This is a genomic window from Campylobacter troglodytis (assembly GCF_006864425.1).
GTDB lineage: Bacteria > Campylobacterota > Campylobacteria > Campylobacterales > Campylobacteraceae > Campylobacter_D > Campylobacter_D troglodytis.
On the sequence record NZ_QHLI01000005.1, the window covers coordinates 36,408 to 55,892 of the forward strand.

The window sequence follows — 19,485 nt, forward strand, 5'->3', positions numbered from 1 at the left end:
AAAGCAAAAAATCTCTAAGCTTGTCATATTGAGTTTTCGTAGAAAACGAAATATCTCTTTGAATTTTGAGATTCTTCGCTACGCTCAGAATGACAAACAACATTGTCATATTGAGGGAGTGAAACGACCGAAATATCTCTTTGAATTTTGAGATACTTAGCAATGTTTAGAATGACAAAAGTATGGTTGTCATATTGAGGCGTAGCCGAAATATCTCTTTGAATTTTGAGATACTTTGCAATGCTTAGAGTGACAAACAACATTGTCATATTGAGGGAGTGAAACGACCGAAATATCTCTATTTAAATTTAGAGATTTTTAGCACACGCTCAAAATGACAAGTGGATATTTTGAATTTTTGTGAATTTTTTGGAAATTTAATCAAAAAATTCACACAACTTTGTGAATTTTAAATTTTAATCAAAAACTTAACACAAGTTCGCAAAAAATTCACAAAAATTCACGCGTAATTCAACAAAAAGAAAGGAAACAAAAATGCAAGAAAATCTAAATTATGTTAGGCAAAGGCTAGTTGACAGTGGCAGCAAGGACTTTAAGGATGATGAGTACTTTCCACGGTTTATAAACATAGAAACCACAAACAATTGCACAGCAAGATGCGTAATGTGTGGGATAGAAGAGTGGCGTAAAAAGATAAAATCCCCTTATATGCAAGATGAGCTTTTTTACAAGATAGCAGATGAGATAAAGGCTCATAAGGACTATGTTACAAAGATTGCGATGTTTGTAGGAAATGAATGTTTGCTTGATAAAAATTTGCCAGCTCGCATAAGCTACCTAAAACGGGGGGGGGATTAAGGTTAGCACCACAAGCAATGGCTCTTTGATGAGTGCTGATTTAGCCCTTAAAATCCTTGATTCTAAGCTAGATTGGATAAATTTTAGCATAGACGGGCTTGATAAAAATGCCTATGAAAGAATTCGCATAGGGCTTAGCTTTGAAGAGGTTTTAGGAAATGTAATAGCCTTTATAATGCTAAGAAACAAGCTAAATGCCAATACTGGGGTTAGAATTAGCATCATTAAAAACAGCTATTATCTAAAAGATATGGACAAAATAATCGCCTTTTGGGAGAAAATCCTAGACAAAGATAGGGGTGATAGCATAAAAATAGACGAGCTAAACCTTGGCATAACGGATAAAAACAAGGATTTAAGCCAGATAGAGTATGAACGAAATGCCCTGATAGAAAAGCGAAACAAACTGCCTTGCTATGTGCTTTTTAACACCCTAGTTATCAAAGCTGATGGGCAAGTGGCTTTGTGCTGTGTTGATCAGTGTAGAAATCTTAGCCTTGGCAACCTAAATCATCAAAGCATAAAAGAGATTTGGCAAGGATCAAGGGAATTAAAACGAATAAGAGAAATTCACATAGAAAAGGGCAGAGAGGGCATAGGCTTTTGCAAGGGATGTACGGCTTGGATTTAAATTTGTGAATTTTTATGTCCTTGGCAAAAAAACGTGAATTTTTTATGTTGTTAGCAAGAAAGCGTGAATTTTTAGGTTTTTAAGTGTAAATGTGTGAAGTTTTTGGGAGTTTTTATAAAGGACGTGAAATTTGTGCTGAATTTTTGCGAATTTTTCGTCAAATTTTTAAAAAATTCACGGTTTTTTATGAATTTATTTAAAAAATTCACGCAAATTCAAAAAATTGCTTTGAATTTGGCGAATTTTTTGGTCTTTAAATGTAAAAGGCGTGAATTTTGTGGCAAAAGGGCGTGAATTTTTTGTATTGTCGGCAAGATAGAGTGAAGTTTTGCTGAATTTTTGTGAATTTTTCGTCAAATTTTTAAAAAATTCACGGTTTTTTGTGAATCTTCTTAAAAAATTCACAGCAATTTGCGATTTTTGTTTTTTAAAAATAAAAGCTCTGAATTTTTTGGCAAATTTATTGTGAAGTATCTTAAAAAAGGCTTCAAAAAAATACTAATTTGTCATTTTGAGCGAAATGAAATAAAGCGAAGTGTGAAGTGAAGCGAAGTGAGGCAAAAAATCTCTTTTTGAATTTTTGTCGTTTTGAGCTTGTGCTAGAAAGCAAAAAGCTCTAAGCTTGTCATATTGAGTTTTCGTAGAAAACGAAATATCTCTTTGAATTTTAAGATACTTCGCAATGCTTAGAATGACAAAAGTATGGTTGTCATATTGAGACATAGCCGAAATATCTCTTTGAATTTTGAGTTTCTTAGCACACGCTTATAATGACAAGAATTTTGTCATTATAAGCGAAACGCAAAGCACAAAGCGAAAAATCTCTTTTTGGTTTTAAGATACTTCACTCGTGCTACACACTCTCTCAGTATGACAAAAAGTGCCGTTTTGAGTATCTTGTTTAGATACTACGCTTAGAATGACAAGTTTAAATTGTAATTTTTTGCGATTTTTTTGCAGTTTTTAAACTTAGATCTTTTAAAAAATTCACAACTCTTTGTCATTTTGAGCGAAGCAAAAAATCTCTAAACACATAAAGTTAAGACAAAGCACAATCTTTTAATGCCTCAAAATTTTTACGAAAAATTCACGCCCTTTTGTGAATTTTTGCACTGTGTGAAATTCAAGGATCTTTTTTGTGGCGAATTTATAGCTTTGTGAATTTTATGGCTTTGTAAACTTTTTTGCGAAACGGTAATTTTTCATCATTGCGGTGAAAATATTTGAGTGTAGCTTTTTTCAAAAACTTTAAATTCTTGTGAATTTTTGCAGTTTTTAAACTTAGATCTTTTAAAAAATTCACAACTCTTTGTCATTTTAAGCGAAGCGAAAAATCTCTAAACACATAAAGTTAAGACAAAGCACAATCTTTTAATGCCTCAAAATTTTTACGAAAAATTCACGCCATTTTGTGAATTTTGGATAGTTTTTAGATTTAGAGCTTTTAAAAATTCACAAAGTTTAACTTTTTATGAATTTTCAATTTTAATCAAAAACTTCAAGCAAGCTTGAAAATTTAAAGTGTAAAAAATAAAAGAAAGCTACTTTTGCCACTTGCCCCTTAAATTCACAAATGCCAAGCACCCCTATAAATTTACAAAAGCTAAGTTTCATTTATCTTTGCTTATTATAATTAGAACTTAAATTTCTTTAAAGGCAAAAAATGATCATCCGCTCTCAAACCCCTTTAAGATTAGGTCTAGCAGGGGGTGGCACTGACATAGACTTATATAGCAATGCCTACACAGGCTATGTATTAAACGCTACCATCTCACTTTACATACATTGTACCATAATAGAAAGAAATGATAATATAATCAGCTTTGAAAGCCCTGATACACAAATAGATGCTGAGTATCAAAGTGCTTTAAAGCTTGAATTTGACGGAAAATTAGATCTTTTCAAGGCTATTTATAACCGCATAGTTAAGGATTACACCAAAAAGCCTTTAAGCTTTTCACTTTTTACCTACTCAGATGTGCCAAGTGGTAGTGGTTTAGGAGGAAGCTCCACCCTTGTAGTAGGCATTATAAAAGCCTTTACCGAGTGGCTAAACTTGCCTCTTGGTGAGTATGACATAGCAAAGCTAGCTTATGAGATAGAAAGAGAAGATCTAAACATAGCAGGAGGAGCGCAGGATCAATACGCAGCCACCTTTGGAGGCTTTAATTTTATGGAGTTTTATGGAAACAAAAAGGTCATAGTAAATCCCTTACGCATTAAAAACTACATAGCAAGTGAGTTTGAGGCTAGAACTGTTTTGTATTTTACCAACATAAGAAGGGCAGCTAATGTCATAGAGGAGCATAAAAAGCTAAGCCTTAAAGATGAAAAAGCCTTGCAGGCTATGCACTCCATAAAGCAAGATGCCATAGCTATGAAAGAAGCCTTGTTTAAAAATGACTTTGATAAGATAGCCACAATCCTTGGCAAGTCTTGGCAAAGCAAGAAGATCACCTCAAACATAGTAAGCAATGACGAGCTTGAAAGGATTTACGAGCTAGCTATGAAAAATGGGGCATACTCAGGAAAGACAAGCGGGGCTGGGGCTGGGGGCTTTATGTTTTTTATGGTTGATCCTACTAAGAAATATAAACTAATAGAGCTTTTAAACAAAGAACAAGGCTACTGCCAAGCCTTTAATTTCACAAAAGAAGGAAGCAAATCGTGGAAAATTTAAACTCATACATAAAAGAACATATTTCAAAGTCCATTGAGACAAAGAAAAAGCTCTTAGAAGATGAAGCACTTGTAGCTAAAATTCAGCAAGCTAGTTTAAGGGTGCTACAAGCCTATAAAGAGGGCTTTAAAACCCTACTTGCAGGAAATGGAGGCAGTGCAGCCGATGCCCAGCACATAGCAGCTGAATTTGTAAGCCGCTTTTATTTTGATAGGCCAGGCCTTCCCTCACTAGCTCTAACAACAGATACAAGCATACTAACAGCCATAGGCAATGACTACGGCTATGAAAAACTCTTTGCCAGACAGCTTCAGGCACAAGCACAAAAGGGAGATATCTTCATAGGCATTTCAACAAGTGGAAATAGCAAAAATATCCTTGAAGGGCTTAATTTTTGCAAAAAAGAGGGCATTTTTAGCCTAGGGCTTACAGGGCAAAGCGGAGGGGCTATGAAGGATTTATGCGATCTTTGCATACAAGTTCCCTCAAATGAAACGCCTCGCATACAAGAAGCACATATCTTAATAGGGCATATAATTTGCGCAACTGTTGAAGAGGAGCTTTTTGGCAAGGATTTTAGGAAATAACTTGCAAGCGATCATCTTAGCCGGAGGACTTGGCACGAGGTTAGCTAGTGTGTTGGAGGGCAAACCAAAGCCTATGGCACAGATAAATGGCAGACCCTTTTTAGAGCTCTTGCTTGATTTTTTAGGCAAGGAAGGCATCACAAAGGCAATTTTAGCCCTTTCTTACAAGCACGAGCTTATACAAGATTATTTTAAAAAAAGTTACAAAAACATCAGCCTAAGTTACAGCATAGAAAATAGCCCACTAGGCACAGGAGGGGCTTTAAAACAAGCCCTCTCACATTGCAATGAAGAAGAAATTTTCGTATGCAATGGGGATAGCTTTTTTAACTTAGATTTCAAAAAGCTTTTGGCTTTCAAGCGTGAATTTAAAAACAGCAAGATCTGCCTTGGGCTTAAAAAGATGCAAGATTTTGATAGATATGGTAGGGTTGAGCTTGATGAAAAAGGCTTCATAAGGGCTTTTAGGGAAAAAGAATTTTGCAGGGAGGGCTTGATTAATGCAGGAATTTACCTTGTAGATAAGGATTTATTTGAGAACTTTGAGTCTAAGGAGAAGTTTTCCTTTGAGCTTTTTTTGCAAGATCATTTTTTGGCATTAAGGGCAAGAGGATGCGTTTTTGATGGGTATTTCATAGACATAGGAGTGCCACAAGATTATGAGGAGGCAAAGAGGAGTTTGATTTTTTAGGCTTTTAAATTTAGGCTTCTTTCTTAAAATTAGCTCAATTAAACTTAAACCAAAGGGTTTTTAAGCCAAGTCCTATGAAAAACAAAGGTCCGTTCCCAAATTTCGCCAAATGTAATTTAGGGAATTTTTGCATTATTTTTTACTTCGTTAAGCCTCTTGTAACTGCAAGTAAAAGGCTTGTTAAAACACTAGGCTAGCGTTTATACGCTAAAACACTTGCTTTGCCAAAGAGCTACTAGCTATTATAAGGGACTTTGCAGAGCTTAACGAGTGCGAGATTTACAGAAAAGCTTCAAAGCTGATGATGGCTTGGTGGATTTTTTGTTTCGTTTTGTCTTGCAACTTTGTAAGAAGGAGCAAAGGCACATTACAAAGTAAAACACAACAAAAACGAGTTTGCAAAGGGACGAAATCATATCAACGGAATAGAGAACTTTTGGGGCTTTGCAAAGTTTAGATTAGCTAAATTTAAGGGCTAAAAAGAAAATTTTGTGTTTCACTTAAAAGAAACAGAATTTAGATATAATACGAAAAATTTAGAACAAAATCTTTATCAAAATTTATTAAAGTTGATAAGAGAAAATCCTATTAAAGTATCTTGAGCTATTAAATTTTTGGCAAAAATGACATCTAAATAAAACAGTTTAGCCTTGCTGAATTTAAGTGATCTTTGAAAAAATAGCTTGAATTTTTTTAAAGATTAAAATAATAAAGTCAAGCTTTGATCTTAAATTTAAAACTTAAATTCTTGCATTTAATTTAACTTAACTCTTAAAATAAAACACTTAAATTCAAAGCCACAAAGAGCCTTTTAGCTGAGTAATTTACACTAAGTAAAAAATACTTCAAAATTTTCCTAAACTATGTATGTGAAATTTGTGAGCTAACTTTTGTTTTTCATAGGTTTTAACTTAAAAACCTCTTTGGTTTAAGTTTAATTGAGCTAAAAAATTTTATCCCTCATCCAAAAAAGATAAAATTTATATATCATACAAAGATCAAAACATCTATATCAAATTTTACTGAAATTACCAAGATAAGAGCTGCTTAAAATTTGGATTGAGCCTAAATTTTTAGGACAGAATTCTCATCAAAATTTATTTAAGTTGATAAGAGAAAATTCAAGCATCCTAAGCCCTAATTGAAACTAAATAAAAATACATAAAAACACAAAAAATTCGCTATAATTTTACGAAATTTTCTTAGAAAGGACAGTTATGCGTTTTATCCTCTTTCTTTTTGCGATCCTTGGTTTTTCTTTTGCCAACTTTTCAGATCTTCATCACATAAAGATGGGTGATGCTGATATTTACATCATCTCAGTAGCCAAGGTAGATCCGCCCATTGACAAGCTAATTCCAAACAACAATAGCGATAAAAAATTCATAGCCAATGCCAAAAAAGACCTTGCTAAAAACAGCCACAATGTAATGCTAATTAAGCACAAAAAATTCACAGCCCTAGTAGATACAGGCTTTACTCACAGCTTTGATACCCTAAAAGCTAGGCTTGAATCCCTAAAAATTAAGCCAAGCGACATAAGTCATCTCATTATAACCCACGGACATGGAGATCATATAGGTGGGATCTTAAAAGATGGTAAGAATAATTTCCCCAAAGCAAGGCTTTTGATCGATGAAAAAGAGTATGAGTTCTGGCTAAATAGTCAAAACGAGCTTGCCAAAAACTCCTTGCTAGCCTTTAAAAACAAGCAATTTTTAAAGCACGGTGAAGCACTTTTTGATTCCAAGCTTAAAATTACAAGCCTAGCAGCCTACGGACACACCCCAGGACATATAATAATAAACCTTGAAAGCAAGGATGATAGGCTGGTATTTTTCACAGATCTAGTGCATGTCTTTTCAGTTCAAAGCCAAAGACCTGAGATAGCCATAGAATATGATGTGAATAAACAAGAAGCCATTCAAACTAGAAAAAAACTTTTGCAAGAATTAAAAGGCATCAAGCTTGTTGGCTCTCATATGCCCTTTGTTGAGCCTATCACCTTGAAATAAGCATTAAATTAAGCCTTTATGGCTTGATTTGTTAGTATTTTTTTTGTAAAATTCAAGCTTTATTGTTTTGCTTTTAAGCTTAAAGTTTTTCAAGCACAAATCATTTTTTCTTGCAAAGGCTAGTTTATGATAGACATTATGCAAATTCAAGCTATACTGCCACACCGCTACCCCTTTTTACTTGTAGATAAGATCACTGAGTTAGAAATAGGCAACTTTGTTAGAGGCTTTAAAAATATAAGCATTTCAGATCAGGTCTTCATAGGACATTTTCCAAATCACCCCATTTATCCAGGCGTTTTGATCTTAGAGGGTATGGCTCAAACAGGAGGGGTTTTAGCCTTTAAGAGTATGAATGATCAAGTAGATCCCGCCCAAAAGGTGGTTTATTTCACAGGCATAGACAGGGCTAAATTTAGAAATCCTGTGCGAGTAGGCGATAAGCTTGTATATGAAATGACAGTTGTAAAAAACCGTGGGGCTTTGTGGATATTTGAAGGCAAGTCCTTTGTAGATGATGCCCTTGTAGCAGAGGCTGAGCTGAAAGCTATGATAGTGGATAGATGATGAGTAAAATTCATAAAAGTGCTGTGATCGAAGATGGGGCGATCTTAGGCGAAAATGTCATCATCGAGCCTTACTCATATGTAGCTAGTAGTGTAAAAATAGGCGATGGTTGCATCATCAAGCAAGGTGCTCGCATATTGGGTGATACTATCATTGGAGCAAGAAGTAGAATTTTTTCTTATGCCATAGTTGGCGACATACCCCAAGATATTTCCTACAAAGATGATGAGCTTAAATCAGGTGTAATCATAGGCGAAAATTCAACAGTGCGTGAATTTGCCACCATAAATTCAGGCACAGCAAAAGGAGATGGCTTTACTCGCATAGGTGATAATGCCTTTATAATGGCATATTGCCACATAGCACACGACTGTCAGCTTGGAAAGAATGTAATCTTAGCAAACAACGCAACCCTTGCAGGACATATAGAACTTGGAGATTTCGTAGTAGTTGGAGGGCTAACCCCCATTCATCAGTTTGTCAAGGTTGGCGAGGGTGCTATGATAGCTGGTGCTTCGGCATTGAGCCAAGACATAGTGCCTTTTTGTTTGGCTGAGGGAAACCGTGCAAAGATTAGAAGCTTGAATTTAGTAGGCATTCGCCGCCGTTTTGATAAAGACGAGGTTGAAAGAATCAACAAAGCTTATCGCTTTTTATTTAATGGCAAGGATCTAAAAGGCAATGCCTTAACCCTTTTAGATCAAGCACCCGAAAGTGAGAATGTGCAAAAAATGTGTGAATTTATCTTAGATACCAAAAGAGGAATTCCTATTTATAGGGGGAAAAATAATGAGGAAATGTAGTTTTTGTAAAGAAGAAGAAAGCACAAGTAGAAGGATCTTAGAAAATGAGGATTCAAGTTCTTTTATTTGTGAGTATTGCATCAAGGGTGCTTATAAGCTCATAGTTGGAGATGAGGAAACCCTTAGTAAATTTAGCCCTCAAGAAAGGCAAACGGTTGATTTTAAAAGTATCACCCCAAAGGAATTAAAGGCTCATTTGGATAATTATGTCATAGGACAAGATAGGGCTAAGAAGGTGTTTAGTGTAGGGGTTTATAATCACTACAAACGCATTTTCAAGTCAGCACTTCAAAGCGATGACACCGAGCTTTTTAAATCAAATATCTTGCTAGTAGGTCCCACAGGTAGTGGTAAAACGCTTTTAGCACAAACTCTGGCTCGATTTTTAGATGTCCCCATAGCAATTTGCGATGCCACCTCGCTAACAGAGGCAGGCTATGTGGGAGAGGATGTAGAAAACATACTCACAAGGCTCTTGCAAGCAGCAAATGGAGATGTAACAAAGGCTCAAATGGGCATAGTTTTTATAGATGAAATAGACAAAATAGCAAGAATGAGCGAAAACCGCTCCATCACCCGCGATGTCAGTGGCGAGGGCGTTCAGCAAGCCTTGCTTAAAATAATCGAAGGAAGCCTTGTTAATATACCCCCAAAGGGAGGCAGAAAGCATCCTAATCAAGACTTCATTCAAATAGACACCTCAAATATCTTGTTTGTTTGTGGGGGTGCCTTTGACGGCTTGGATCAAATTTTAAAAAGAAAGCTAGGCGATAAGGTAGTAGGCTTTATGGAAGAGGAGGATAAAAATGACAAAAACGAGCTTTTACAAAAGATAGAACCAGATGACTTAGTGCATTTTGGGCTAATACCAGAGCTTATAGGTCGCCTTCACATCATAGCTAGTTTAAATGAGCTAAACGAAGCAGATATGGTTAGAATTCTAACCGAACCTAAAAACGCCATCATAAAGCAGTATCAAAAGCTTTTTGCTATAGACGGTGCAAAATTAAAATTTGAAGATGAGGCCTTGCAAGCCATAGCAAAATTAGCCTTGGAAAGAAAGACAGGCGCAAGAGGACTTCGTAGCATTATAGAGGAGATGATGATGGATCTGATGTTTGAATTACCTGAGTTTAAAAATTATGATATAATCATAACCAAAGAAGTAGTAAGCGAGGGTGCAAAACCCATATTTATAAAAACCAAAAAGGCTGTGTGATGATATTTGATCAGGTTATAGGATTTTTTTCAAGCGATATGGGCATAGACCTAGGCACGGCAAATACCCTAGTTCTTGTAAAGGACAAGGGCATAGTAATAAACGAGCCCTCAGTTGTAGCCGTTGAAAGAGAAAGATATGGAGGCTCAAAGGCTAAAATTTTAGCCGTTGGCAAGGAAGCAAAGGATATGGTAGGAAAAACCCCAGCCAACATAGAAGCCATTCGTCCTATGAAAGATGGCGTTATCGCGGACTTTGATATGACAGAAAAGATAATAAGATATTTCATCGAAAAAACCCACCGCAGAAAAAATTTCTTGCGTCCTCGCATAGTGATTTCTGTTCCTTATGGGCTAACTCAGGTTGAAAGAAAGGCTGTTAAGGAAAGTGCTTTAAGTGCTGGTGCAAGGGAGGTTTTTTTGATTGAAGAGCCTATGGCTGCTGCCATTGGAGCTAGTTTGCCCATACAGGATCCTAAGGGGAATTTAATAGTAGATATAGGAGGAGGCACCACTGAGATAGGCGTTACTTCTCTTGGAGGGCTTGTTATCTCTAAGTCCATACGCGTAGCTGGGGATAAGCTTGATACAAGCATAGTTAATTATGTAAAAACAAAATACGGCATCATCATAGGAGAAAGAACAGCTGAGGACATTAAGATCGAGATAGGCTCAGCCTATCCACTAGAAAAAGAACTTTCTATGGCTGTTAAGGGAAGAAATCAAGGCACAGGCTTACTTGATAGAATAGATCTTTCAAGCGAGGATGTACGCGAGGCTATGCGTGAGAATTTAAAGGAAATTGCAGATTCTTTGAGGATAGTTCTTGAGATGATGCCACCTGATCTAGCTTCTGATATTTTTGAAAACGGTATAGTTGTAAGTGGGGGTGGAGCCTTGATTAGAGGGCTTGATAAATATCTATCGGAAGCTGTTCGTTTGCCAACCTACATAGCAGATGATCCGCTTTTGTGTGTGGCAAGGGGAACTGGTAAGATTTTAGAAGAGATTTCTTTGCTAAAACAGCTAACAAATGAAGAATAAGATTTATCTTGCTCTAATCTTAGGCTTCTTGCTCTTTGTGTCCTTTTATTTTGGACTTAGCATTAAAAACAGTGTCCTCTTGCTTAATGATAGCCTTATAAATGCCTATTATAACAGCAAAAACTATCTTAAAGAGCTAATCAGCGAGCATTTTAACCAAGCAGAACAAATTCGCATTTTAAGAGAACAAAATAGGATCTTAGAAGAAGGAAATGCCCTCGCAAGTACCTTTGCAAGTCAGCTAAATTTGCTCTTAGAGGATAAAAATTCAAGCCAGTATTTTCCGCAACTTTCTTTAATCAAAGCCCTTTCTTATGTGCAAATTAGCGATTATAATAGAATTTGGATAAATGCTCCTACTTTCAGCGATACTAAAAACAAGGGACTTATATATCAAGGCTATACAGCAGGAATAGCCATTACAAGAGAGGGAAGGGCTATGGCTCTTTTGCAAAGCGATGAGAACTGCGTTTTTTCTGTTGTAATTGGCAAGGATAAAATTCCTGGTGTGCTGCAAGGACGAGGGGATAGGGTTGGTATTAAGTTTATACCTAAGTTTAATACTGTTAATATAGGAGATGAGGTTTTAACAAGTGGGCTTGATGGGGTCTTTTTTTCTGGCGTTCCTGTGGGTAAGATAACAAGAGTGATTAACGAGGCTATGTATAACAGTGCTGAGATAGAACCCTTTGCAAAAATAGAGCTACCAAGCTATATGTATGTGATAGATAAATTCTAGCTTTTTCTTAGTTTGCTTGAATTTAATTTCGCTTTAAAAATGAAACCAAAAGATAATCATTTTATAACTTTTATGAAATTTAAGCTTTGCTGTGAATTTTTATAAGGCTTCTTGCTGTGCTACTAAAAAGCTTAAATTTTAGACTAACTCAAAGGCTTAATACTAAATAGAACTTTTTAAAAAATATAGGCTCAAGATATTTTAATTCTATACAAGTTCATTTTAAGCTATGGATAACAAAATGAAAAATTAAGTATAGGCTCAATTAAACTTAAACCAAAGGAATTTTAAGTTACAGCCTATGAAAAACAAGGTTTGTTTCCAAATTTCGCATATATAATTTAAAGAATTTTGAAGTATTTTTTGCTTCATACTCTTGTAACTGCGTAGTAGAAGGAGACAAGATCCTGTTAAGCATTCTAAAAATGAGTTTAGCTAAGAAACACATAAATGAAACTGTGAATTTTTTTGCTACGCGTCTTGACTGCATAGTAGAAGTTTGAAAAGTTTAGACTTGCCAAATTTAATGGCTGAAAATTTTATACCTCATTTAAAGGCGATTGATACTTTTAGCTAAAATGACCTAGGATTTTTCCTAAGCCATTTTAACGAAATTTTATACAAATTTTCGTTTTTAACCTTGACATTGTGTCTAAATTCAATTTCCTTCAAATGCGTAAAAAGAAAAATTCCTTTTTAATGCCGTGAAACTGACTTAATCTAGCCTTTGTAAGGTCCTCAGAAATTCACAACTTCATTGATATGGCTTCGTTCATTTGCGAACTCATTTTTGGAGTGCTTTACTCTGTAACTTTGCTCCTTCTACTACGCAGTTGCAAGACGAAACGAAGCAAAAAATCCACCAAGGCACCGTAGGCTTTAAGCTTATCGCTGTAAATTTCACTTTCTTTAAGCTCTGAAAAGTCCTTTATAATAGGCAGCAACTCTTTGGCAGAGTAAGTGTTTGAGTGTATAGACGCTAGCCTAGCGTTTTAGCATTCCTTCTCGCAGAGGGACAAGAGGGGTAACGAAGTAAAAACACAGGTGTCTTTTTTCCAGCCCTACGCCCACGCTTTCCACGCACACGTCTTGCACCAAAATAACTTTCACCAACTTCAACCACTCATCTTGCTGATTTTTGCGCACTTTTTAAGGGTTAAAAGCTTGCTGCACTATCCTATTCACACAAGGACTAGAAACCTTGCAAAGAGGGCGATTTTGCTCACACAAATATCAGCACAAAAACACTCCAAAATTTGCCTAAATTTACGCTTTCAAATGTAGGGCAAAAATATATACTAAGATCGATTTTACCAAGCTTTGGGCTGTAATTATATCAGCTAAAAGTATCAATCGTCTTTATTTTATACAAGTTTATTTTAAGCTATGGATAACAAAATGAAAAATTAAGTATAGGCTCAATTAAACTTAAACCAAAGGGATTTTAAGTTACAGCCTATGCAAAACAAGGTTTGTTTCCAAATTTCGCATATATAATTTAAAGAATTTTGAAGTATTTTTTGCTTCATACTATTGTAACTGCGTAGTAGAAGGAGACAAGATCCTGTTAAGCATTCTAAAAATGAGTTTAACTAAGAAATACATAAATGAAACTGTGATTTTTTTTGCTACGCGTCTTGTAACTGCGTAGTAGAAGTTTGAAAAGTTTAGACTTACCAAATTTAATGGCTAAAAATTTTATGCCTCATTTAAAGGAAATAAAATTTAAATATAGCACGAAAAATTTAGGGCAAAATTCTCATCAAAATTTATTAAAATTGATAAGAAAAAATACCATTAAAGTATCTTGATCCTAAGAGTTTTTAAACCTAATGTCAAATTTTTAGTGCTTTTGCGTTCATACACTCATCATTAAACTCATCTACTGTCTCAAGATCCTCACTTTGTGCTTCTCTCAGCTCAGTGCTTGATTTTTTCGTTTAATGTTATTTGTGAAGTTAGCTTTAAAACTGTTTTATTGCACTTAAGATTTTATCACAGTCATTTTTCTTAGCCTTTTTGTCAAAAGCACTTAACACAAAAAGCTTAACAAGCCCTACTCAAAATGCCAGCTTTTGCCCTTGAATTTATATTTATCCTCTTGTTTTTTGATGGGCTTTGCCTTGCCAAAAATAGTAAGCCTTATGTCAAATTTTTTAGCATTTTGAAGAATAAACTCTTTGTGTTTTGGTGCAAAGGCAAATAAGATCTCATATTCCTCGCCGCTATTTAGCTCATCCTCGCTTAAATTCACAAGCCATTTTACGCCAAGCTTATTTAAGCTAAGCATCCTAGCTAAATCCTGTCCTAAACCATCAGAAAGATCCATAGCACAACTCACTTTTGAAGCTATCTTGTAAAAAAACTCAGCTCTTAAACTTGGCCTTATGAAGCGGTGAGTTGGCGGTAGTTTGGTGGGATTTTGTGAATTTTTTTTATCTTTTAGATCTATATTTGAGCTTATTTTTGCTTGAATTTTTTTTAAATTCAAGCTAGCTTGTGAATTTTTACTATTTAAATCCTTTAAGCTCATATCATCTTGCAAATTTTCAAGGCTCAAAGCCTTTGAATTCAAGCTATTTTCATTATCTTGTAAAGCATCAAGCCTTAAATCCTTTGAATTTATATTATCTTGTGAATTTTCGTATTCTTGTAAAATTTTAAGCCCCCTTAAACTCTCCCCCAAGCTACCTGTAAAAGCTAGTAGATCGCCTTTTTTCAAGCCTTTGCGGTAAATTGCTTTCTTTCTTATCTTGCTTATTAAAGTAATGCTAAGAGCGATTTTATCAGCACTTATGGTATCTCCACCTATGATTTTAATCTTAAAATCCCTAGCAGTTTTTAAAAAGCCTCTTTGAAGTGCTTTTATATCAGAATTTGAAAGATCTTTTGGCAAGGCAAGCCCAAGCAGTGCGTATTTTGGCACAGCATTCATAACTATGGCATCTGAGATATTTACAAGCAAGGACTTTGTGGCAATTTGCTCATAACTTAGCCACCCCCTTTTAAAATGCACATCCTCAAAAAACAAATCCTTGCTAAAACACCATTTACCAAGCATTTTAAGCACAGCCCCGTCATCACCGTTAAGCTCGTTTAAAAAAGGCTTTATAATTAAATTTTCTTTATCCATAAAGAAATTTTAGCCTAAATTGCTAAATTTAAAAAAACTTAACATTAAGCTTGAATTTATAGTATAATTTTTCAAAAATATGTCGATATTAAATCAAAATTTAATAGGAGTAAGGCTATGAAATGTTTCTTCGTTTTAATTGCTTTCTTTGCCACAGCTACTCTTGCAAATGAGCAAGTTAAGGGCGAAGAGATAGAGGATAGAAGATATGTAGGTTGTGCTGCGTATCCTTCTTGGCATTATAAGGCTTGTCAAACACCAAATCAATCCTTTAACCAGCAATTTGCTTGCAAGTATTGGGGACTTTGTAGGTATTAAAAGGAGAAAAAATGCAAATTTCAAGCAATCTAACACCTATTTTTATCCAAGAAAATTTAAAAAAAGAGGATAACAAGCAAGAACAAGATCCTAAGGTAAATATCAAAAATTTGTCCCAAGAAACAAGCGAACAAGCAAAACAAGCCCAAGATTCACAAGAAAGTAGTAGCGGACAAGATGATGTAGGTATGGCAGCACTTTATAAGCGCTTACAACAAATTTATCAACAACTTGAAAAGCTTCAAGCTGAGCTTCAAGGGCAAAGTGATCCTACTCAAAGAAGTTCCTTATTGGCTCAAATCATGCAGCTTAACGGCCAAGCCCAAGAGATAAACAAGCAAATTCAAAAGGCACTTGAAAAGATGCTTGAAAGCCTTTCAAAGACTGTTTAATAAATCTAGCAATTCATTTTAAGCCTTTAATTTTTGTAAAATCTTAAGGGCTTAAAAAAGCCTTAATCTTTTTAAGAAAGGATTAAGATCTTTGAATTTAATACAAGATCCTTCTAAATATAAAGGGTTTAATTACACTTCAATCAAAGGGTTTTTGGCTTAGAGCCTATGAAAAACAAGCAAAAAATAATCTATTTGCAAATTTATCCAAATATAATTTAAACAAGCTTTGAGGTATTTTTAGCTTTTGTCTTTACAAAAAAGAATAATCTTAGCGAGTAAAATACGGTAAATTCAAGTATTTATTTTATCTTTAAAAAAGCCTCCAAAAGCTATAAGGTATCCTCCTACAAATTTGCACACTCACAAAATCACCTAAGCTTAACTTGTAAATTTATAAAACCTTGCACGATTTAGAGCTTTTAAATTTAAGGGCTGACAATTTTATTCTTCATTTAAGGAAAGGCTCAAGATGCTTGAATTTGAGACAATACCATTTTAAAGTATGTAGAGCAAAATGAAAAACAAGTATATGATACATTCTCGAATTGTCTCAAAAGAAATTTAAGGAATTTGGAAGTATGTTTTTGCTTCGTTAAGCCTCTTGCAACTTTTGGGGAAGCCTTGATTTAGAGGCTAAAAAAATCGCAGAAATTTGCAAAATAACTCCTGCTTGTGTGAATAGAATTTTGAGTGAAATTCGCATTTTTATAGCCAAAGAGTGTGAAAAAATTTCTAAAATGAATGGTAAAATCGAAGTTGATGAGAATTATTTTTTGCTTCGTTACACTCGCAACTGTAAGCAGAAGGTGCAAAGCGTGTTCGTGGAAAAAGGGGGTGTGGGGCTGATGACACCTGTGTTTGGAATGCTAAAGCGAAACGGCTACGTTTATACGCACAAACACTTGCTCTGCCAAAGAATTGCAGTCCACAATAAAGGAATTTTCAGAGTTGGCAGAAAGTGAAATTTACAGCGATGGCTTCAAAGCCTATGATGGCTTGATGGATTTTTTGCTTCGTTTTGTCTTGCAACTTTGCAAGAAGGAGCAAAGGCTCATTATAGGGTAAAGCACTCTAAAAACTAGTTTGCAAAGGGATGAAACCACATAAACGGCATAGAGAATTTCTAGGGCTTTGCAAAGTTGACACTTGCTAAATTTCGTGGAATTAAGAAAGAAAATTTTATCCTTCACTTAAAGGAAACAGAATTTAGATATAATACTAAAAATTTAGGACAAAATCTTTATCAAAATTTATTAAAGTTGATAAGAGAAAATCCTGTTAAAGTATCTTGAGCCAATTTTTATTTTAAAATTCACAAGAATTCAGGCAATTTTATAATTGTGAAAACGTGAAAACTCTGTCAATCCAAAAGCCCCTTGCCTTGCGAGATTATAACCCTTTAAGCACCTTGTCTTGCAAGTGGGCTTTACATTAGCGACAAAGTCCCCTGCTGTGCGGATAGGTTTTGCTTCGGCTACGCCTTGCAACTAGTTGGGTGGGGGGTAGTCAAATACTCATTGCAAGCGAGCAAAGCAGTAGCAAATTCCCTTAAAATAATCTAAACGGCGTAATTTCAAAATGCAAACTACCTGGCATTTGTTTTTCAGGTATTTGCAAAGCGTTTTTTTTGCAGTTCATTTTTGGGTAAAACTATGAGTGCAAAACCGCCTTTTTTGTGCTTGTCCCATATACTGAAAAATTGCCGTTTTGAGCTTAGGTATCTACCCGAACTTGGATCAAACACTTGCAAGAAACCCCCTTCGCTGTTGATGATGATGACGAAGTGTGGAAAGCGTGGGTCGTCCTCTATCTTTACAAGCAAAGGTATGTCAAGCAGTTTGTCAAGGCTTTGACGCGTGATTTGATACGCACTGCTTTCATAGCCCAGCTTATCAAGCACGGCTATCAAGTCCGCAAGGCTCGCCATATCAGTGCGTAGCTCTTTTTCGCTCATCGCTTGCAGGATTTCAAGTTCGCTAAATTTTTGCATATCTATCATATTTAAAAGCGTGGCAAGGCTCGCTGCACCGCAAGATTGCTCATAATTTTGTCTAACAATATCTTTATTTTTAAGCTCTTGGTAGGATTTAACCGCAAATTCAGCCCAAAGCGTTAGGGGGAAAAGGGCTGTTAAAGCTAAAATGTATAAGCGTTTCATTGATTTTAGGCTTTTATATCCACTTTTTGCGTTTCTTGTGCTTTTTTTACTTCTTTTTGATTGTCAAAATGTGTGGCAAAAAGCAGTTCAAGCTGTTTTCGCGCTTGTTCTAACCCATCATCAAAGCCCACACCGCTTTTTTCACTCGCCCTTTCTTGCATTTTCTTGTTTTGATAGGCTTTATACTGCGTTTTAAACTCATCTAAATCCGTGCCTGCAAGCAACTGCATAAAGTCTTTGTCGCCAAAAACGATGACATTTTGTAGTTCGCTTTGTCTGAACCACTTACTTAACGCACTCGTGTCCGTGTGCCTATCAGCGCCCAGCATTTTGCCCATTATAGTCGTCTCGCTTTCGATAAGCGTGGCGTTTGCATTCACAAGTGCCACCAAAAGCCCGCCTGTGTTTATCTCGCCATTTTCGTTTGTGTATTTTGCCATTTCATTTTTGTTGCGGATAACGCCGATTTCATTGTCAAAAAAGCCGTCTAAAAACGCATTTCTCGTTTGCGTTACGCCACTTTCTTCGGCGAGCAGTGAATTTATGGCGTTGTCGCTTTTTGCCTCGTCAAAAGACAGCGTTTTGCCGACTTCAAGTGTGCTTGTGTTATATTGATAGATGAAAGGCAAGTTTTGCAACTCGTCCGTGCTAAATGAGCTTTTTGCGCTCTTATTTGTGAGCTGAGAAAAGATTTTTAGGCATTGCCTATGGTTTGGGCTATGTCTATGTTCGTGCGTAAAGGTATGCCAAAGGGCTTGTAGCTCGTGGCTTGCTCTATCATTTGCTGCATAGTGCTAGAATGTATTTTGTAATCGCTTGGAATTCCCGCTGCTTTGTTGAATTCATCGGTAAAATAGCCATCTTTATCGACTTTATATCCTAAAACTTCGTTTGAGTTTGCTGAAGTTGTGCTTGAATTTATATTTTTATTTTCTGTATTTTTCACGCTCACTTTTAAATTTGCAAGTGGGTTAAATGAGTTTGTGTTGAAATTTATCATATTTTCCTACCCTTGAAAATAATTTTTTGTCCCTTAATTAAAGAGTCAAGGGGAAAACCTACTTTTTATCTCATCAGTTTAGTAGCGAGATAATTTTTTATGGTTTTTTCATACGCAAAACGCATCTCATTGACTATTTTGTTATAGAAGGTATTTGAGCGAACTTTATAAACAGTGCCTGAACTTGTTACACCCAATACCATATTAGTTACGGTATGCGTAATGGTAGGACGATAAGGGTTTGCTGTGCTATAAGTTTGTGTTACACTAAATGCCAAAAATTGATTTTTGGCAGGGTCAGCCACAGAAACTAACTCTTTATAACGCGTGCTTGCTGAATAAGTGGCAGTTGTTTGTCCATAGGCATTTTTAGTTGTGCAAGTGGCAACACCCAAATTACAAACCCCTTTATACAATAGCTCATTATCACTTAAAAGAGCTATTGCACCTACTTCCATTATGGACACATTCCAAAGAGAAGTGTTTCTCAACTCTACAAAATATGCTTCGTAGCCGCCCACAACTTGCTTTGCCTCATCAAGTGTCAATTTTTTAACGCCAGCTGAGTTATCACTCAAAGCACCTTTACTTACTTTGGCAAGAAAATCATCAGCCAAAGAAACGCTTACTGTTAAAGCACTTACAAGAGCTAGTTTGAAAAATGTTCGTAACATTTTTTTACTTCTT

Annotated in this window: 21 protein-coding genes and 4 pseudogenes; 16 read left to right on the top strand and 9 right to left on the bottom strand. The window is 35.6% G+C overall.

Features of this window, described 5'->3' with window-relative positions:
• Positions 1-23 precede the first annotated feature (23 nt).
• Positions 24-260 carry a hypothetical protein gene (locus tag DMC01_RS02030; protein WP_142692630.1) on the bottom strand — a complete coding sequence of 79 codons (237 nt, stop codon included), beginning with the start codon at positions 258-260 and terminating at the stop codon, positions 24-26.
• A 235-nt stretch (positions 261-495) separates the two neighbouring features.
• On the opposite strand from DMC01_RS02030, the gene DMC01_RS02035 reads away from it, so the two are divergent.
• From DMC01_RS02035 to DMC01_RS13090, 3 genes are all read left to right on the top strand, one after another.
• Positions 496-819: a radical SAM family protein gene (locus DMC01_RS02035; protein ID WP_142692631.1), complete on the top strand. Its 324-nt coding sequence runs from the start codon at positions 496-498 to the stop codon at positions 817-819.
• A gap of 28 nt (positions 820-847) precedes the next feature.
• Entirely contained in the window at positions 848-1,450 is a 603-nt protein-coding gene (locus DMC01_RS02040) for an SPASM domain-containing protein (RefSeq protein ID WP_142692632.1), read from the top strand.
• A gap of 132 nt (positions 1,451-1,582) precedes the next feature.
• Entirely contained in the window at positions 1,583-1,744 is a 162-nt protein-coding gene (locus DMC01_RS13090; protein ID WP_185908601.1) for a hypothetical protein, read from the top strand.
• A 204-nt stretch (positions 1,745-1,948) separates the two neighbouring features.
• Here the strand turns inward: DMC01_RS13090 and DMC01_RS02045 are convergent, their stop codons facing one another.
• Positions 1,949-2,173 carry a hypothetical protein gene (locus tag DMC01_RS02045; RefSeq protein WP_142692633.1) on the bottom strand — a complete coding sequence of 75 codons (225 nt, stop codon included), beginning with the start codon at positions 2,171-2,173 and terminating at the stop codon, positions 1,949-1,951.
• A gap of 940 nt (positions 2,174-3,113) precedes the next feature.
• Between DMC01_RS02045 and hddA the strand changes: the two genes are divergently transcribed.
• The 10 genes and pseudogenes from hddA to mreC all read left to right on the top strand — a co-directional run bounded on the left by hddA (position 3,114) and on the right by mreC (position 11,794).
• On the top strand, positions 3,114-4,130 hold the full coding sequence (gene hddA / locus DMC01_RS02050) for a D-glycero-D-manno-heptose 7-phosphate kinase (RefSeq protein WP_142692634.1): 1,017 nt from the start codon (positions 3,114-3,116) through the stop codon (positions 4,128-4,130).
• Positions 4,118-4,717, top strand: a complete 600-nt coding sequence (gene gmhA2 / locus DMC01_RS02055; RefSeq protein WP_142692635.1) for a D-sedoheptulose 7-phosphate isomerase — start codon at positions 4,118-4,120, stop codon at positions 4,715-4,717. Before hddA ends, gmhA2 begins: the two co-directional genes overlap by 13 nt.
• 1 nt (position 4,718) lies before the next feature.
• On the top strand, positions 4,719-5,408 hold the full coding sequence (gene hddC, locus DMC01_RS02060; RefSeq protein ID WP_142692674.1) for a D-glycero-D-manno-heptose 1-phosphate guanosyltransferase: 690 nt from the start codon (positions 4,719-4,721) through the stop codon (positions 5,406-5,408).
• A gap of 353 nt (positions 5,409-5,761) precedes the next feature.
• A pseudogene (locus DMC01_RS14695) lies at positions 5,762-6,010 on the top strand (IS1595 family transposase); the annotation flags it as partial.
• A 615-nt stretch (positions 6,011-6,625) separates the two neighbouring features.
• Positions 6,626-7,423: an MBL fold metallo-hydrolase gene (locus DMC01_RS02070; RefSeq protein ID WP_142692636.1), complete on the top strand. Its 798-nt coding sequence runs from the start codon at positions 6,626-6,628 to the stop codon at positions 7,421-7,423.
• A gap of 126 nt (positions 7,424-7,549) precedes the next feature.
• Entirely contained in the window at positions 7,550-7,990 is a 441-nt protein-coding gene (gene fabZ / locus DMC01_RS02075) for a 3-hydroxyacyl-ACP dehydratase FabZ (protein WP_142692637.1), read from the top strand.
• A complete protein-coding gene (gene lpxA, locus DMC01_RS02080) occupies positions 7,990-8,793 on the top strand; it encodes an acyl-ACP--UDP-N-acetylglucosamine O-acyltransferase (protein WP_142692638.1) in 804 nt (267 codons plus the stop codon). Before fabZ ends, lpxA begins: the two co-directional genes overlap by 1 nt.
• Positions 8,777-10,012 (top strand): ATP-dependent Clp protease ATP-binding subunit ClpX, encoded by a 1,236-nt coding sequence (gene clpX, locus DMC01_RS02085; protein WP_185908612.1) that lies wholly within the window; start codon positions 8,777-8,779, stop codon positions 10,010-10,012. The genes lpxA and clpX overlap by 17 nt, the downstream gene beginning before the upstream one ends.
• On the top strand, positions 10,012-11,055 hold the full coding sequence (locus DMC01_RS02090) for a rod shape-determining protein (protein WP_142692640.1): 1,044 nt from the start codon (positions 10,012-10,014) through the stop codon (positions 11,053-11,055). Before clpX ends, DMC01_RS02090 begins: the two co-directional genes overlap by 1 nt.
• On the top strand, positions 11,045-11,794 hold the full coding sequence (mreC, locus tag DMC01_RS02095) for a rod shape-determining protein MreC (protein ID WP_142692641.1): 750 nt from the start codon (positions 11,045-11,047) through the stop codon (positions 11,792-11,794). The genes DMC01_RS02090 and mreC overlap by 11 nt, the downstream gene beginning before the upstream one ends.
• Positions 11,795-12,594: 800 nt before the next feature.
• Here the strand turns inward: mreC and DMC01_RS13095 are convergent.
• The 3 genes and pseudogenes from DMC01_RS13095 to DMC01_RS15740 form a co-directional block, all read right to left on the bottom strand.
• The gene (locus DMC01_RS13095; RefSeq protein ID WP_185908603.1) at positions 12,595-12,738 is read right to left on the bottom strand and encodes a hypothetical protein; all 144 of its coding nucleotides are present in this window, start codon (positions 12,736-12,738) and stop codon (positions 12,595-12,597) included.
• Between the two features lie 92 nt (positions 12,739-12,830).
• Positions 12,831-12,917, bottom strand: a pseudogene (locus tag DMC01_RS02100) (IS1595 family transposase); the annotation flags it as partial.
• Positions 12,918-13,850: 933 nt separating this feature from the next.
• A complete protein-coding gene (locus DMC01_RS15740; RefSeq protein WP_282432226.1) occupies positions 13,851-14,927 on the bottom strand; it encodes a thiamine-phosphate kinase in 1,077 nt (358 codons plus the stop codon).
• Between the two features lie 117 nt (positions 14,928-15,044).
• Between DMC01_RS15740 and DMC01_RS02110 the strand changes: the two genes are divergently transcribed.
• The 3 genes and pseudogenes from DMC01_RS02110 (at position 15,045) to DMC01_RS02120 (ending at position 16,932) form a co-directional block, all read left to right on the top strand.
• Positions 15,045-15,245 carry a hypothetical protein gene (locus tag DMC01_RS02110; protein ID WP_142692642.1) on the top strand — a complete coding sequence of 67 codons (201 nt, stop codon included), beginning with the start codon at positions 15,045-15,047 and terminating at the stop codon, positions 15,243-15,245.
• Between the two features lie 11 nt (positions 15,246-15,256).
• Positions 15,257-15,637: a hypothetical protein gene (locus DMC01_RS02115; RefSeq protein ID WP_142692643.1), complete on the top strand. Its 381-nt coding sequence runs from the start codon at positions 15,257-15,259 to the stop codon at positions 15,635-15,637.
• 517 nt (positions 15,638-16,154) lie between these two features.
• Positions 16,155-16,932: pseudogene (locus tag DMC01_RS02120) on the top strand (IS1595 family transposase).
• Between the two features lie 256 nt (positions 16,933-17,188).
• Here the strand turns inward: DMC01_RS02120 and DMC01_RS02125 are convergent.
• The 4 genes and pseudogenes from DMC01_RS02125 to DMC01_RS02140 form a co-directional block, all read right to left on the bottom strand.
• Positions 17,189-17,798 (bottom strand): annotated as a pseudogene (locus tag DMC01_RS02125) (C39 family peptidase).
• Positions 17,799-17,803: 5 nt separating this feature from the next.
• Positions 17,804-18,436 carry a hypothetical protein gene (locus DMC01_RS02130; protein ID WP_142692645.1) on the bottom strand — a complete coding sequence of 211 codons (633 nt, stop codon included), beginning with the start codon at positions 18,434-18,436 and terminating at the stop codon, positions 17,804-17,806.
• A gap of 56 nt (positions 18,437-18,492) precedes the next feature.
• Positions 18,493-18,798, bottom strand: coding sequence for a Cj0814 family flagellar-dependent secreted protein (locus DMC01_RS02135; RefSeq protein ID WP_142692646.1), 306 nt, complete (start codon positions 18,796-18,798; stop codon positions 18,493-18,495).
• Positions 18,799-18,863: 65 nt separating this feature from the next.
• Positions 18,864-19,472, bottom strand: coding sequence for a hypothetical protein (locus DMC01_RS02140; RefSeq protein WP_142692647.1), 609 nt, complete (start codon positions 19,470-19,472; stop codon positions 18,864-18,866).
• Between the last annotated feature and the right edge of the window lie 13 nt (positions 19,473-19,485).

Bases quoted from the DNA above. Each gene is read 5' to 3' on its own strand.
- DMC01_RS02115 (WP_142692643.1), top strand. From the start codon at position 15,257: ATGCAAATTTCAAGCAATCTAACACCTATTTTTATCCAAGAAAATTTA.
- DMC01_RS02040 (WP_142692632.1), top strand. From the start codon at position 848: ATGAGTGCTGATTTAGCCCTTAAAATCCTTGATTCTAAGCTAGATTGG.
- mreC (WP_142692641.1), top strand. From the start codon at position 11,045: ATGAAGAATAAGATTTATCTTGCTCTAATCTTAGGCTTCTTGCTCTTT.
- hddA (WP_142692634.1), top strand. From the start codon at position 3,114: ATGATCATCCGCTCTCAAACCCCTTTAAGATTAGGTCTAGCAGGGGGT.
- DMC01_RS02035 (WP_142692631.1), top strand. From the start codon at position 496: ATGCAAGAAAATCTAAATTATGTTAGGCAAAGGCTAGTTGACAGTGGC.
- DMC01_RS02090 (WP_142692640.1), top strand. From the start codon at position 10,012: ATGATATTTGATCAGGTTATAGGATTTTTTTCAAGCGATATGGGCATA.
- DMC01_RS02110 (WP_142692642.1), top strand. From the start codon at position 15,045: ATGAAATGTTTCTTCGTTTTAATTGCTTTCTTTGCCACAGCTACTCTT.
- DMC01_RS15740 (WP_282432226.1), bottom strand. From the start codon at position 14,927: ATGGATAAAGAAAATTTAATTATAAAGCCTTTTTTAAACGAGCTTAAC.
- fabZ (WP_142692637.1), top strand. From the start codon at position 7,550: ATGATAGACATTATGCAAATTCAAGCTATACTGCCACACCGCTACCCC.
- DMC01_RS02070 (WP_142692636.1), top strand. From the start codon at position 6,626: ATGCGTTTTATCCTCTTTCTTTTTGCGATCCTTGGTTTTTCTTTTGCC.
- DMC01_RS02135 (WP_142692646.1), bottom strand. From the start codon at position 18,798: ATGATAAATTTCAACACAAACTCATTTAACCCACTTGCAAATTTAAAA.
- lpxA (WP_142692638.1), top strand. From the start codon at position 7,990: ATGAGTAAAATTCATAAAAGTGCTGTGATCGAAGATGGGGCGATCTTA.
- DMC01_RS02140 (WP_142692647.1), bottom strand. From the start codon at position 19,472: ATGTTACGAACATTTTTCAAACTAGCTCTTGTAAGTGCTTTAACAGTA.
- DMC01_RS02045 (WP_142692633.1), bottom strand. From the start codon at position 2,173: ATGTCTCAATATGACAACCATACTTTTGTCATTCTAAGCATTGCGAAG.